The 13585-nt window shown below is 70.4% G+C and carries 13 protein-coding genes; 8 read left to right on the top strand and 5 right to left on the bottom strand.

Annotated elements, in window-relative coordinates; all coding sequences use genetic code 11:
* Window positions 1-5: 5 nt before the first annotated feature.
* From ACWCWD_RS12225 to ACWCWD_RS12215, 3 genes are read left to right on the top strand one after another with little or no spacing between them, the layout of a single operon-like run.
* Complete coding sequence (locus ACWCWD_RS12225; protein ID WP_450772268.1) at window positions 6-1307, top strand: UDP-N-acetylglucosamine 1-carboxyvinyltransferase; 1302 nt, start codon at window positions 6-8, stop codon at window positions 1305-1307.
* Entirely contained in the window at window positions 1307-2347 is a 1041-nt protein-coding gene (locus tag ACWCWD_RS12220) for a serine hydrolase domain-containing protein (protein ID WP_450772266.1), read from the top strand. The genes ACWCWD_RS12225 and ACWCWD_RS12220 overlap by 1 nt, the downstream gene beginning before the upstream one ends.
* A gap of 15 nt (window positions 2348-2362) precedes the next feature.
* A complete protein-coding gene (locus tag ACWCWD_RS12215) occupies window positions 2363-3421 on the top strand; it encodes a UDP-N-acetylmuramate dehydrogenase (protein ID WP_450772264.1) in 1059 nt (352 codons plus the stop codon).
* A 200-nt stretch (window positions 3422-3621) separates the two neighbouring features.
* Here the strand turns inward: ACWCWD_RS12215 and ACWCWD_RS12210 are convergent, their stop codons facing one another.
* Together ACWCWD_RS12210 and ACWCWD_RS12205 are read right to left on the bottom strand one after the other, a co-directional pair.
* Complete coding sequence (locus tag ACWCWD_RS12210) at window positions 3622-3918, bottom strand: hypothetical protein (RefSeq protein WP_450772263.1); 297 nt, start codon at window positions 3916-3918, stop codon at window positions 3622-3624.
* A 210-nt stretch (window positions 3919-4128) separates the two neighbouring features.
* Window positions 4129-4731 carry a hypothetical protein gene (locus ACWCWD_RS12205; protein WP_450772262.1) on the bottom strand — a complete coding sequence of 201 codons (603 nt, stop codon included), beginning with the start codon at window positions 4729-4731 and terminating at the stop codon, window positions 4129-4131.
* Window positions 4732-5015: 284 nt separating this feature from the next.
* Here ACWCWD_RS12205 and hemL point away from each other — a divergent pair, with 284 nt between their 5' ends.
* Together hemL and ACWCWD_RS12195 are read left to right on the top strand one after the other, a co-directional pair.
* Window positions 5016-6323, top strand: coding sequence for a glutamate-1-semialdehyde 2,1-aminomutase (hemL, locus tag ACWCWD_RS12200; protein ID WP_450772261.1), 1308 nt, complete (start codon window positions 5016-5018; stop codon window positions 6321-6323).
* A complete protein-coding gene (locus ACWCWD_RS12195; RefSeq protein ID WP_327177268.1) occupies window positions 6320-7012 on the top strand; it encodes a histidine phosphatase family protein in 693 nt (230 codons plus the stop codon). The genes hemL and ACWCWD_RS12195 overlap by 4 nt, the downstream gene beginning before the upstream one ends.
* A 112-nt stretch (window positions 7013-7124) precedes the next feature.
* On the opposite strand, the gene ACWCWD_RS12190 is transcribed toward ACWCWD_RS12195, so the two are convergent.
* From ACWCWD_RS12190 to ACWCWD_RS12180, 3 genes are all read right to left on the bottom strand, one after another.
* Entirely contained in the window at window positions 7125-8294 is a 1170-nt protein-coding gene (locus ACWCWD_RS12190; protein WP_450772258.1) for a PP2C family protein-serine/threonine phosphatase, read from the bottom strand.
* A 201-nt stretch (window positions 8295-8495) separates the two neighbouring features.
* Window positions 8496-9800 (bottom strand): PP2C family protein-serine/threonine phosphatase, encoded by a 1305-nt coding sequence (locus tag ACWCWD_RS12185; protein ID WP_450772256.1) that lies wholly within the window; start codon window positions 9798-9800, stop codon window positions 8496-8498.
* 296 nt (window positions 9801-10096) lie between these two features.
* Window positions 10097-10600 carry a MarR family winged helix-turn-helix transcriptional regulator gene (locus ACWCWD_RS12180; protein WP_450772255.1) on the bottom strand — a complete coding sequence of 168 codons (504 nt, stop codon included), beginning with the start codon at window positions 10598-10600 and terminating at the stop codon, window positions 10097-10099.
* A gap of 234 nt (window positions 10601-10834) precedes the next feature.
* Between ACWCWD_RS12180 and ACWCWD_RS12175 the strand changes: the two genes are divergently transcribed.
* From ACWCWD_RS12175 to ACWCWD_RS12165, 3 genes are all read left to right on the top strand, one after another.
* On the top strand, window positions 10835-12139 hold the full coding sequence (locus ACWCWD_RS12175) for a hypothetical protein (RefSeq protein WP_450772254.1): 1305 nt from the start codon (window positions 10835-10837) through the stop codon (window positions 12137-12139).
* A 67-nt stretch (window positions 12140-12206) separates the two neighbouring features.
* Window positions 12207-12818, top strand: coding sequence for a TlpA family protein disulfide reductase (locus ACWCWD_RS12170; protein ID WP_450772253.1), 612 nt, complete (start codon window positions 12207-12209; stop codon window positions 12816-12818).
* Window positions 12819-12822: 4 nt separating this feature from the next.
* The gene (locus ACWCWD_RS12165) at window positions 12823-13584 is read left to right on the top strand and encodes a cytochrome c biogenesis CcdA family protein (RefSeq protein ID WP_450772251.1); all 762 of its coding nucleotides are present in this window, start codon (window positions 12823-12825) and stop codon (window positions 13582-13584) included.
* The last annotated feature ends 1 nt before the right edge of the window (window position 13585 follow it).

Below are 13585 nucleotides of genomic sequence, written 5' to 3'. Positions count from 1 at the left end.
CAGCCATGAACGCAGTCAGCGCACCTGGCACCTTGGTCCAAGTGGTCGGCGGGCGCCCGTTGGTCGGACGTGTCACGGTGCAGGGCAGCAAGAACATCGCCCTGCACCTGTATGCCGCCGCGCTCTTGACCGACGCCCCTCTCACGTTGACCGGTGCTCCGGCAATCCTCGACACCGAGGTGTGTGCTGGGATCCTCCGGCACACGGGCGCGCACGTCGACCTCCAAGCGGGCCGCTTTATGGTGAGTCAGGGAGGCAACACGCGCCCGATCATCCATCCTGAACTCGGCCGCAAGGTACGAACGACCGCCGTTTTGGCTGGAGCGGTGCTCGCCCGGACTGGGCAGGTTGCCTTCCCCTACCCCGGAGGCGACGCCTTCTGCCCTCGCCTCATCGACCGGCACCTTGCGGCGATGCAGGCCGCCGGCGCCGATCTGACATTGAGCGGAAGTGGCATCAGCGCCCGATGCGACAGTCGAGGAGTGCGGCCGTTCACCGTGGATGTGAACACGCCGTTCGGACCCAGCCTTGGCGCGACAGTGACCTCGATGCTGCTCGCCGCTCGTGCGCCGGGAACGAGCCTGATCACCCATCCGTCCATCGAGCCGGAGGTCGCCGAGACTGCCCGGTTTCTCCAGGCGCGAGGGATTGACATCGCCTTCGACCAGGACGGCTTACACGTGACGGGTAGCGACAGTATGGGCGGAGGAACTTTTGCCGTGGCAGGCGACCGCATCGAGGCAGCGACCATGATCATGGCCGGGGCCGCGACCGGGGGGAGCGTCCATCTCGACAACATCAGCGTCGGCGATCTCCCGACAGGGCTGACGGACACCCTGTCCCGGGCCGGACTCGTCCTGACCGACGACGAAGCCTCCGGCGGAGTTCGCTCCTCTCCGGTTGGACTGCTGCGTGGGGTGGAAACGGCGACGGGGCCGCACCCTGGGCTGCCCACCGACAGCGCGCCCCAGCTTGGCGCCATGCTCACGCAGGCCGAAGGGGCCTCGCTGATCTCCGAGCGCGTCTACCCGCAGCGTGACACCCATGTGCGGGGACTTCGCGCCTTCGGCGCAGAGATTTCCTCCTCCGGCTCCTTGATCCGGATTCGAGGACCTGTGCGACTGCGCGGTGCGGACGCGGAGGCCGCCGACATTCGCGCGGTGACCTCTCTGCTGATTGCTGCCCTTGCGGCAGACGGGACCTCTACGATCCGGGGGATCTACCACCTCCGGCGCGGCTACGGCAACCTCCTGGACAACCTCGCCACGCTGGGAGCCGTCATCGCAACTACCCCCGGAGGCCCTTGATGTCTGTTGTCCCGTTCACTGCCGAAGACGCCGCTCGGCTCCAAGACTCTCTTGAGCAGGTCGTTGCGGACGGCGCTACCCCTGGTGGTGTGCTCGCCTTCGGCACCATGGACGCCGTCCCCCGGTTCCTGTCCGCCGGCCGAATTGCATTCGAGTGCGGCGACGCAGAGCCTGACCGGCACACTGCGTACGACATCGCCTCGCTGACAAAGGTGGTAGCCACCTGGCCTCTGATCGGTCAGGCTCTCCAGGATGGCCTCCTTGACCTGGACGCACCGATCCGCGACTGCCTGCCTCCGATGCGCAGCGAGACGCCCAGTGCTGAGCCCTCCGTCCGCCGGCTTCTCGCTCACACTTCGGGGCTGCGGGCTTCCACTCGCCTCGACCACTACCGCGGCGCCGAACTACCGTTGCATGAACTTCTGTGCCGGGAGCCCCTCGAAGACACCTCAGGACAGCACCGGTACATCAACCGCGGCTATATTCTCCTCGGCCTGGCTCTCACTCACCTCCGCCACCGCTCTCTCGACCAGCTCACCGACAGCCTGTGGCACGCCCTCGGCATGAACGACACCGTATTCGGGCCCGTCACCCGCACCCGTCAGGTCGCGCCGACGGAGCAGCGCATCCCCGGCGCCCCGCGCATCTGGGGCGCGGCCCACGACGACAACGCAGTTCTTCTCGGTGGCGTCGCTGGTCATGCCGGGGTCTTCTCCACCCCTGCCGACCTCGCCATCTACGCGCAGCGGCTCCTGACCGCCCACGCGGGCGGTGACGAGACGGCGCTCGGCTCGTGGCTGCAGGAAAGCCTCGTCCCCCAGACTCCGATCGAGCCGGGCCTGGATCGAGGCCTGTCTTGGATCCTCGCCGCCGGAGGACGCGTGGCTTACCACCACGGCTTCACCGGTACCAGCCTCTACCTCGCCCCCGACACCGGCCGCTATCTCGTCCTCTGCACCAACGCCGTTTATCACGGCAACGCCCGCACGCGCATTGCACCGCTCCGTGCTCTCGCGATCAAGACTGTCTCTGCCACCTGACCAAAGGAGGCCCCCATGGGCGAGCTCCTGGCTGACCACACCACGTTGCGTCTCGGTGGGCCTGCCGATCGGTTCCTTACCCATGCCGACCCCGCTGCCTGGCCCGATCTCGCCTGCACTCTGCGCGATGACGATGCGGCGTTCTTCGTGCTCGGCGGTGGAAGCAACACGCGGGCAGCCGACCTTGGTTACCCCGGCACTGTTCTTCGTATGGCCACCCGGGGCATCACTGCGCGCCCCCTCGGTGACGGATTGATCGAGGTGGTCGCCCAGGCAGGAGAACCACTCGCGTCGCTCGTCGCCTTCAGCGTCGCCGAGGGGCTGTCCGGCGTCGAGTACCTCGGTGGCATTCCGGGCACCTGCGGCGCCGCCCCCGTCCAGAACACCGGGGCTTACGGCCAACAGATATCCGACACCCTCGTCCGCATCACCGTTCACGACTGGTTGCACGGTCACATCGTTGAACTCAGTCCTGAGGATTGCGGTTTCAGCTACCGCACCAGCATTTTCAAAGCTTGTCCCGGCCGATGGACGATCCTCGCGATCACCCTGCGTCTCACCCGAAGCGTGTGGGCAGCTCCCGTCCTGTATCAACACCTGGCCACAGCCCTGGACGTTGCGCCCGGGGCTCGGCCACCGCTTGCCGAGGCCGCCCACGCGGTGATTGCAGACCGGTCGAATCGCGGGCTGACGTTGCCGACTTTCGGCCCTGACGCCCGTCAGGCGGGCTCGGTCTTTCTGAACCCGGTCGTTGACCGTGCGCAGGCCACCGCTGTCCGTGCCGCTGGTGGTCCGGTCCGCCGTGATCAGGCAGGTCAGCTGTGGGCGAGTGCCGGATGGCTCGTGGAACAGGCTGGACACAAACCCGGCAGCAGAGTCGGGCTGGGCGTGTACTGCTCCACTGTCCGAAGTCTGACGTTGACCGTCCGCCATGGGGCCACGTCCCAAGCCTTCAGCGAAGCTCTCCGGATGCTGGCCGACGAGATTCACGGCACGTACGGCATCCAGTTGCGCCCTGAACCCGTCGAGCCCATGAGCGGCAGAGCTAAGCGGCAGTTGACCAGGGAGCCGTAGCGGGGCGGCCGACGTGATGAACCGGAGCTCGAAGCGATCCAGGCGAAGGGCCCTGACCCTGCCGGTCGCGGCACGCGAGCGAGGGGAGATTCAGCCGCCAGTTCTTCGACCGGACCGGGTGAGCTCGGTGGGAACTCCAGATCGCACGGTTCCAGGACCAAGTCTGTTCGGCGGTGAGCACTGCTGATCTTGTCCGTGTGTCAGACCTGCGGGGCAGCGTCGGAGCTCCGGGCCGTGGCCCGCGCGCCGGTGCCGGTGCCGTGGGTGTCCGCGCTCGCGACGGGCGGGGTGTAGAGCGGCCCGAACGCCGCGTACGCGTCGGCGAGGATCTCCTCGGCCGTGACCAGCGTCCGTTCCCGCGCGAGCCGGAGCGCCTGACGGGTGTACGGGGAGGGCGGGGCCGGGTGGCGTCGGCGCCACCAGCTCGCGCCCACGGCGTACGCGCCACTGGCGAGGACCACGGCGGGGACGGACAGGATCGGCAGCACATCGCCCACGGCGGGACCTCCTTCAGCGGATGTCCTCTTGTGTCGGCAGGTTCCGGGGCCCGACTGGAGATCGTTCTTCGGCCAATGAATGGCCGGATGACTACTGATGGATGCGCAGGGCGAGCAGCCGCGCTCCGGTGCACCCCGGCGTGCGCGTGACCGTCGCGCGCGTGCGCCCCGTACGTCTCGTGCGTGGATCGCGTGCGTGTGTCGCGTGCGTCAGGGCCACACCAGGCAGTACGCCTGGTGGCCCGCGTCGTGCAGGCGGACGGAGAAGTCCTGCCACTCGTGGAGGAGGCGGTAGACGTTGAAGGCGTCGCGCGGGCCGCCCCGGTCGGGGACGGTCGACCATATGAAGGCCGCCGCGCCCACCGTCTCCTCGCTCACGTCACGCAGGGGGTCGACCACGGTCATCGGCAGCTTCACCACGGCGTAGTCGGGGTGGAGGACGACGAGCTCCAGCGGCGGGACCTGGTGCAGCGGGATCCCCTGTATACCGGTGAGGACCATCGCGGCCACCGTCTCCGGCTTGATCTTGGTGAACATGCCCCCCATGCCCAGCTCGTCGCCGCCCAGCTCCTCCGGGCGCATCGAGATGGGCACGCGTGCGGCGGTCGCCCCGTCCGGGGCACCGAAGTACTTGTAGGTCACCCCCACCCGGCCACCGCTCCTGATCCCGGGACCGCTGCCGGCATCCGGTGCCGGTCTGCTGCCCTGTACGCGTTCGGCATCGCGCTCGGCATCACGCCGGTGACGCCCACGCCGGGCAGGCTCGGGCCCCAGGCCGTCGGTGCCTTCGCCCACTCCGCCACCGCGATGCATATTTCATCCACCCGACTACTTCTTAGGAGACACAGCCCCACCGCGCAACCCGATCATCGTGTCAGTGACCTCCCCACCAGGCGTGCGGCGAAACACCTGCCTGCGAGTCCGCGCGCGCCTCTGACACCATGGCATGTGTGAGCTTTCCCCATGACGCCCCAGTTTCGCAGACGCGAGGGGGCTGACGCCCTTTCGTGATACGAGGAGTGCGCGCTCCTTGCTCACCGGTGGCCGCGATGTCCCCACCAGCCCTCCGACCCCCCGAATCGCAGATCAGGACCAAAGTGGCGTATTCATACGAAGCCCCAGTTTCACAGTCGCTCTTCGACCGCGCGTCCGTCGTGACGCCCGGTGGCGTGAACTCACCGGTGCGCGCCTTCAACGCCGTAGGCGGTACGCCCCGGTTCATGGTGTCCGGCACCGGTCCGTACCTCACCGACGCCGACGGCCGCGAGTACGTCGACCTCGTCTGCTCGTGGGGGCCGATGATTCTCGGCCACGCCCACCCCGAGGTCATCGGCGCCGTCCAGGCGGCCGTCGCCCGGGGCACCTCCTTCGGTACGCCGGGGGAGGGCGAGGTCGCGCTCGCCGAGGCGATGGTGGCCCGCGTGGAGCCCGTCGAGCAGGTGCGCCTGGTCTCGTCCGGCACCGAGGCGACCATGTCCGCGATCCGGCTGGCGCGCGGCTTCACCGGCCGGGCCAAGGTCGTGAAGTTCGCCGGCTGCTACCACGGCCACGTCGACGCGCTGCTGGCCGCCGCCGGCTCCGGCGTCGCCACCTTCGCGCTGCCCGACACCCCCGGGGTGACCGGCGCGCAGGCCGGGGACACCCTGGTGCTGCCGTACAACGACCTGGAGGCCGTCCGCGCCGCCTTCGCCGCGCACCCCGGCGAGATCGCCTGTGTGATCACCGAGGCCGCCGCGGGCAACATGGGCGTCGTCCGGCCGGTGGACGGCTTCAACGCCGGGCTGAAGGAGCTGTGCGCCGCCGAGGGCGCCCTGTTCATCTCCGACGAGGTCATGACCGGGTTCCGCACCTCGAAGGCCGGCTGGTACGGCGTCGACGGCGTCCGCCCCGACCTGATGACCTTCGGCAAGGTCATGGGCGGCGGCTTCCCGGCCGCGGCCTTCGGCGGCCGCGCCGACGTCATGGCGTACCTCGCCCCGGCCGGTCCGGTCTACCAGGCGGGCACCCTCTCCGGGAACCCGATCGCCACCGCCGCGGGCCTCGCGCAGCTGCGGCTGCTCGACGACGCCGCGTACGCGAAGGTCGACGCGGTCTCCGCCGAGCTCCAGGGCCTGGTCAGCGGCGCGCTCAGCAAGGAGGGCGTGGCGCACCACGTGTCCACGGCGAGCAACATGTTCTCCGTGTTCTTCACCGACGGGCCGGTCCGGAACTACGCCGACGCGAAGAAGCAGGAGGCGTTCCGCTACACCGCCTTCTTCCACTCGATGCTCTCCCAGGGCGTCTACCTGCCGCCCTCGGCGTTCGAGTCCTGGTTCGTCTCCACCGCCCACGACTCCCGGGCCGTCGAGCGCATCGCCGACGCCCTGCCCGCCGCCGCCCGCGCCGCCTCGGAGGCCACCGCATGAGCGAGAACGGTTCCGCCCAGGACATCACCGTCGTCCACCTGATGCGCCACGGCGAGGTGCACAACCCGGAGGGCGTGCTCTACGGGCGCAAGCCCGGGTACCACCTCTCCGAGCTGGGCCGGAAGATGGCCGACCGCGTCGCCGAGCACCTGGAGCAGCGCGACATCCGCCACGTCGTCGCCTCCCCGCTGGAGCGCGCCCAGGAGACCGCGACCCCGATCGCGAAGGCGCACGGGCTCGACCTCGCCACCGACGCGCGGCTGATCGAGGCCGCCAACGTCTTCGAGGGCAAGACCTTCGGCGTCGGCGACGGCGCGCTGCGCAACCCGGACAACTGGAAGCACCTCACCAACCCGTTCAAGCCCTCCTGGGGCGAGCCGTACATCGAGCAGGTCGTACGGATGATGGGCGCCCTGGACGCCGCGCGCGACGCGGCCCGGGGTCACGAGGCGGTCTGCGTCAGCCACCAGCTGCCGATCTGGATCGTCCGCAGCTTCGTGGAGCGCCGCCGGCTCTGGCACGACCCGCGCAAGCGGCAGTGCACCCTCGCCTCGCTGACCAGCTTCACCTACCAGGGCGACAAGATCGTCTCGGTCGGCTACTCCGAGCCCGCCCGCGACCTGGTGCCCGCGCACCTGCTCGCCGGTGCGAAGCCGGTGAAGGGCAAGTCGAAGGCGTTCGGCGCCTGAGGACGCACGCGCCCGAGGACGCACCACGCACCCGAGCGCACTGATCCCGGGGGCGGGCCACGGCAGGTGGCCCGCCCCCGGGATCGTTCGTCCGGGGTGCCGGCCGGAGGGGTCAGCCCTTCGGGCCGAACCAGTCGAGGCAGACGACCAGCGCGTCGTCCTCCGGCTCGGCGTCGCGGTGCTCGGCCAGGGCCAGCAGGACGGCCCTCGGTACGGACGGGGCGTGCAGCAGGCCGGCCGCCTGGATGGCCCGGGCGAGCGCCCGTTCGCCGTACGGCTCTCCGGCGCGGTTCCCCGCCGCGTAGACGCCGTCGCTGACGAAGACCAGCCGGTCCCCGGGCAGCACCTGGAACTCCTGGACGACGTAGGCGGTCTCGTCGAACATGCCCAGCGGGAGCTGCGCCTCGAGATCGACGCGCTCCACGGTCCTGCCGCGCCTGCGCCACAGCTGCGGCGACCCGGCGTCCACCACCTGGACGTTGCCGGTGGCGAGTTCGAAGGTGAGCAGCAGCGTCGACACGTGGGAGGCGCCCCGGTACTCGGCGTACAGCGCCTGGTCGGCGAGGGCCGCCTGGTCCGCTATGCCGATGCCGGCCCGGCGGGCGTTGCGCAGGGCGTTCACGGCCAGGTTGGTGAGGAGCGACGCCTCGATGCCCTCGCCCATGCCGTTGGTGACGGTGAGGGTGAGGGTGTCGGCGGTGGTGGACCAGTCGAAGTTGTCGCCGTGGATGGCGTACGCCGGTTCCAGCTGGGCGCCTATGGCGTACTCGGGCCGCGAACACGCCCGGGCGGGCAGGAGCTGCCACTGCATCTCGGCGGCGAGGGTCAGCCGGCTGACCCGGCGGGCCCGCAGATAGAGGTCGGTGTCCCGCTCGGCGACGATGATCTCGTGGCCGAGGAGCTGGGCGATCTCGGTGAGGTCATGGACGGCGCCGGCCGTGCGCCGGTCCCGGGGCAGTGTCACGTCGAGGACGCCGAGGCGGTCGCCCCGGACGGTCACCGGCAGGTGCAGGACGACCGAGCCCTCCCGCCCCGGCGCGGTGCCTTCGTACGGCGTCTGGCTGCCGAAGGCGCGGCCCTCAGGGCTGCCGTTCACCGGCACCGGGCCCTGCGCGCGGGCCGGGGCGTCGACCGGCTGGAGCACCGTCAGGCTGTAGTCGGCCATCAGGAGCTCGACGTCCGTGGCGCCGTAGTGCTCGGCGAGCGCGGCGCGCGCGGCCTCCACCAGGGCGTGCGGCGCGGCGGTACGCAGGGCGCGTTCCACGGCCAGGTAGTTCGTCACAGTTGGTCGGCTTTCTTCACCAGAGTGCGGCTCGGGGGCGAGCAGAGTAACGGGACCAGGGGGTGCCCGACGGGCCGGTGCCGGGCCCTTCGCGCCGCGCCCCTCCGACGGCGGAGCGGGGAAGCGGCGGCCGGAGCGGGCGTCAGCGGGTACGGGCGGGGCGGAGCGTCGCCGGCAGGGGCGCCGGTAGGGGCGCCGCCCTCACACGGTGTCCGTCCAGCCGAGGTGGAGTACGGCGACGTCGTCGGCGAGTCCGCCGCTGTCGGCGGCGAGGTCCTCGCACCGCTGGACGACCGCGTCCACGAAGTCGTCGGCCGGGAGCTGGTGGGCGTACTCCCGCGCGATCTCCACGAGGCCCTCCTCGCCGAGGCGTTCGTACCCCGTGCCGGTGCGGCCCTCGATGAGCCCGTCGGTGAAGAGCGCGAGCCGTGTCCCCCGGGGCGCCTCCAGCACGGTCACCGGCCAGTGCGCGCGGCCGGGCAGCAGGCCCAGCACGGGGCCGCCCGGCACTTCCTCCAGGCGGACCGGACCGTCCGGCGGCCGCACCAGGACCCCGGGGTGACCGGCGCGCACGACCTCCACGTGAGGAGCGCGGGCCGCCCGGCTGAGGGTGGTGAGGGTGGCGAAGATCTCGGGGCCGGAACGCTCGGCGACCAGCATCTGTTCGAGCAGGTCCAGCAGTCGCTGCCCGCGCGCCCCGGAGAGGATGAAGGAGCGCCACGCGACCCGCAGGCACACCCCGAGGGCGGCCTCGTCGGGGCCGTGGCCGGAAACGTCGCCGACGACCGCGTGCGTGGTGCCGTCGGGTGTCTGGACGACGTCGTAGAAGTCGCCGCCGAGCAGGGTCTGCGCGCGGCCGGGGCGGTAGCGGGAGCAGACCTGGGCGGTGTCGTCGAGGAGCAGCGGGGTGGGCAGCAGGCCGCGTTCGACCCGACTGTTCTCCGCGGCCAGCAGCCGGCTCTCCCGGAGGTCGGCGGCGGCGCGCTCGGCGCGCTTGCGCTGTATCGCGTAGCGGATGGCCCGCACGAAGAGCTCGGCGTCGAGGCGGCCCTTGATCAGGTAGTCCTGGGCGCCACCGGAGACCGCGGCGAGCCCGGAGTCCTCCTGGGCGAGCCCGGTGAGGACGACGACGGCCGCGTCCGGCGAGCGGGAGAGGATCGTCTCCAGTGCGCCGAGTCCCTGGGAGTCCGGCAGGTGCAGGTCGAGCAGGACGCACTGAGGGGTGTCCCGGTCGAGGGCGTCGAGCGCCTCCGCGAGGGTCCGCGCCCAGGACAGGTCGACGGCGACGCCGCTGTCGGCGACCATCTCCTCGACCAGCAGGGCGTCCCCGGGGTCGTCCTCGATCAGCAGGACGCTGGGCCCGTCGCCGCTCCAGAGGTCGAAGCCTGCGTCGCCGGTGCGGCCGGCGGGGAGGGCGGCGGTGCGGGGCGCGGCGGTGCCGGTGCGCGACGGCTCGGAGGACTTGCCGTCACGGGGTGCGAGGACGGTGGGGGGCGGGGTGCCCAAGGCGCTGTGCCTCCTCTCACCATGGACCGGCGGCCATGGGACCGCACGATGCGACCGCGACGAGACTAGAGGTAATAGTTGTTCACTGACAACAATTGCAGGAAGTAAACATCCCTGGTCGGGGCGGTGCGGGGTGAATCGGTGCATTCCCCGCGTCCCCGCGCGCCCCCGCGTCCCGGCGTCGCCGCGTCACCGTGACGGCTGCGGGGAAGGGGCCGGCGGCGCGGGCCGGGGGTGATCCCCGGGCCGGGAGACGTGCCGTGCTCTGGCGGACCGGGGTGCTCGCCCCGGTGGTCTCAGGCGGGGTTCGCCAGCCAGGCGGGTTCGTCGGGCTCGTATCTCTCCCCGTCGATGAGCTCGGCGGCGGCGTCCCGGAACGCCGCGAGTCCCTCGCGCAGTGCCTCGGCCGCTTCGGGCTCCATCGCCGCGAGCACCAGGGACACCTCCCGCACCTGGCCGGCCCTGATCTCTTCCAGCAGCGCCCGGCCGGGCCGGCTGAGGTGGAGTTCTATCTCCCGGCGGCTGGCCGGGCTCAGGCGCCGCTCGACGAGGCCCGCCGCTTCCAGCCGGTCGCAGAGCCGGCTCGTCGCGGGTGGGGTCGACCCCAGTGCCTCGCCCAGGGCCCGCATGTTGCCGCCCTCCCGGCGCTCGATCGCCAGCAGTGCGCGCAGCTGGGACGGCGAGGTGGGGCCCGTCGGGGTGTCGGCCTGGGCTCTTCCCCAGAGAACCGCGAGCAGATTCGTCACCTCGGACGCGGTACGGGCCACTTCTTGGGGGGACGACGGCCGGCGCGGGAACATCGCTCCACTGTGCCACCCCTGCGGCGCCGTTGTCAGCCCGCGCGGCTCCGGGCGGACGGCCGAAAGCCGTCGGGGCCGTCCCGTGAAAGCGGAGCCCTTGTGGAGAACTGGTGAGGGTCCGGTCGTGTGGTGAAAATCAGATAATCGTAGGAACCATCGCGTCGCTCCTTCCATCTCAGCCATAGGCAGTTTGTATGGGCATGAGATAAAACGACCGCCGATGGGGACGTGGACGTGAACCAGAAACATGCGAACAACATCAACCGGAGGGGACTGCTGGGAGCGGGCCTGGGAGCCGCAGCCGCCGCGGGAATCGCGGGCTGCGGCTCACTCGGTTCCGGGGGCGGGGCGCACCACGGGCCCGGGACGAGCTCCGGGGGCGCCGCCGGTACGGCTCCCGACCACGGCGCGCACGCCGGTGGAGGGAAAGAGCGAGGCAAAGGGTCTGCGAACAGCGGTGTACGCCTGATCGGAGACGGTTCCACCTCCGACACCGGAAAGCAGCCGAAACAGCCCGAGGCGCCCGTCCCGCTCGAACCCGGCCAGACGCCCCCGCAGTTCGTGATCTTTTCCTGGGACGGGGCGGGCGAGGTCGGCAACGGGCTTTTCCCGCGCTTTCTCGAACTCGCCCGGGAACACGACGCCGCGATGACCTTCTTCCTCTCCGGCATCTATCTGCTGCCCGAGTCGAAGAAATCGCTCTACCAGCCGCCCAACAATCCGCGCGGCGCCTCGGACATCGGCTACCTCACCGACGACCACGTCAGGCAGACGCTCCGGTACGTGCGCGAGGCGTGGCTCGACGGCCACGAGATCGGCACCCACTTCAACGGCCATTTCTGCGCCGGTGAAGGGTCGGTGGAGAACTGGACGCCCGCGCAGTGGCACAGCGAGATCAATCAGGCCGTCTCCTTCGTGACGCAATGGCGCACCAACAGTGGCTGGGAGAACGTCGAACCGCTGCCTTTCGACTACCGGAAGGAACTCACCGGCGGACGCACCCCCTGCCTTCTCGGGCAGGAGAACCTGCTGCCGACCGCGAGCAGGCTCGGCTGGCGCTACGACGCGAGTTCGCCGGGCGGCGTGCAGATGTGGCCGGAGAAGCGGCTCGGCGTATGGGATCTCCCGCTCCAGGGAATCCCGTTCCCCGGCCACACCTTCGAAGTCCTCTCCATGGACTACAACATCCTCGCCAACCAGTCGCAGAATTCGACCCGGGGCATGCCCTCGCGCTATCCGGACTGGCGTGAACAGGCGACCGGTTCCTATCTCGCCGGATTCCGCAGGGCGTACGAGTCGAATCGCGCACCGTTCTTCATCGGGAATCACTTCGAGGAGTGGAACGGCGGTATCTACATGGACGCCGTGGAAGAGGTGATCAAGGAAGTGGCCGGACAGCCGGACGTACGGCTCGTCTCGTTCCGCCAGTTCGTGGACTGGCTGGACGTCCAGGACCCGGAAGTTCTGGCGAAGCTCCGTACACTCGAGGTCGGTCAGGCCCCCGCCGGTGGCTGGAACGCTTTCTTTAAGCAGGCCTGACAAGGGGCTTTACGGGCACCGAGGGGGGTGCCCAAGATCCCCGGATCTGCCATGCGAAACTTTTCACATGAGCCATGGCCGCGCACCCCGACGCCGCTTCACCCTGCTCGCCGCCACGACCGCCGTCGTGGCCGGTGCCCTGACCCTGTCCGCCTGCGGCGGGGACGACATCAAGTCGGGCGGCGGCGGTGACACCAACTTCGTCACCGGCAGCGGCGGCATCTCGACCGTGGCCGCGAAGGACCGCACGGCCGCCCCGGAGCTCGAAGGCACCACGCTGGAGGGCAAGAAGCTCGACGTCGCCGCCTACAAGGGCAAGGTCGTCGTCGTCAACGTCTGGGGATCGTGGTGCGGCCCCTGCCGCGCGGAGGCGAAGCACTTCGCCGCCGTCTCCAAGGAGACCGCCGGCCAGGGCGTCCAGTTCGTCGGGATCAACACCCGCGACACGCAGAAGGACGCCGCCCTGAACTTCGAGGCGGACGCGGACATCACCTACCCGAGCCTCTACGACCCGGTCGGCAAGCTCATCCTCCGCTTCCCCAAGGGCACCCTGAACCCGCAGACCATCCCGTCGACCGTGGTCATCGACCGCGAGGGGCGCATCGCCGCCCGCACCCTCCAGGCGCTCGACGCGGAACAGCTGCACAAGATGATCGACCCGCTGATCGCGGAGAAGTGACCCGGTGACCACCCTCGCCGCCGCCACGTACAACGAGACGGTCGTCAACGGTGCGCTGCTGGCCGCCGTGCCGATCGCGCTCCTCGGCGGTCTCGTGTCGTTCTTCTCGCCCTGCGTCCTGCCGCTGGTCCCCGGCTACCTGAGCTACGTCACCGGCATCAGCGGCACCGACCTGGCGAACGCCCGGCGGGGCCGGATCGTCGGCGGCGCCTCCCTCTTCGTCCTCGGCTTCACCGCCGTGTTCGTGTCGGGCGGCGCGCTCTTCGGCTACTTCGGCGGCAACCTCCAGGAACACAGCGAGGCACTCCAGCGGGTCCTCGGCGTGCTGATGATCCTCATGGGCGTCTTCTTCATGGGGCTGATGCCGTGGATGACCCAGCGCGAGTTCCGCATCCACCGCAGACCGGTCACCGGGCTGCTGGGCGCCCCGCTGCTGGGCGCCCTCTTCGGGATCGGGTGGACCCCCTGCCTCGGCCCGACGCTGAGCGCGGTGTCCATGCTCGCCTTCGACCAGGGCACCGCCGAGCGCGGGGCACTTCTGACGGTCGCGTACTGTCTGGGACTCGGTGTCCCGTTCGTCCTCGCCGCCGTCGCCTTCCGCAAGGCGCTGGGAGCATTCGGCTGGGTCAAGCGCCACTACGCATGGGTCATGCGCATCGGGGGCGTCATGATGATCGCGACCGGCATCCTGCTGCTGACGGGGCTGTGGGCCACGTTCATGCAGGACGTGCAGGGCTGGTCCAACGGTTTCACTGTGGGGATCTGAG

The sequence above is a fragment of the Streptomyces sp. NPDC001493 genome (assembly GCF_053597235.1).
This window is presented reverse-complemented; position numbering and strand designations above follow the sequence as displayed.

Bases quoted from the DNA above. Each gene is read 5' to 3' on its own strand.
- ACWCWD_RS12225 (WP_450772268.1), top strand. From the start codon at position 6: ATGAACGCAGTCAGCGCACCTGGCACCTTGGTCCAAGTGGTCGGCGGG.
- ACWCWD_RS12180 (WP_450772255.1), bottom strand. From the start codon at position 10,600: ATGTTCCCGCGCCGGCCGTCGTCCCCCCAAGAAGTGGCCCGTACCGCG.
- ACWCWD_RS12215 (WP_450772264.1), top strand. From the start codon at position 2,363: ATGGGCGAGCTCCTGGCTGACCACACCACGTTGCGTCTCGGTGGGCCT.
- ACWCWD_RS12195 (WP_327177268.1), top strand. From the start codon at position 6,320: ATGAGCGAGAACGGTTCCGCCCAGGACATCACCGTCGTCCACCTGATG.
- ACWCWD_RS12205 (WP_450772262.1), bottom strand. From the start codon at position 4,731: ATGCATCGCGGTGGCGGAGTGGGCGAAGGCACCGACGGCCTGGGGCCC.
- ACWCWD_RS12170 (WP_450772253.1), top strand. From the start codon at position 12,207: ATGAGCCATGGCCGCGCACCCCGACGCCGCTTCACCCTGCTCGCCGCC.
- ACWCWD_RS12220 (WP_450772266.1), top strand. From the start codon at position 1,307: ATGTCTGTTGTCCCGTTCACTGCCGAAGACGCCGCTCGGCTCCAAGAC.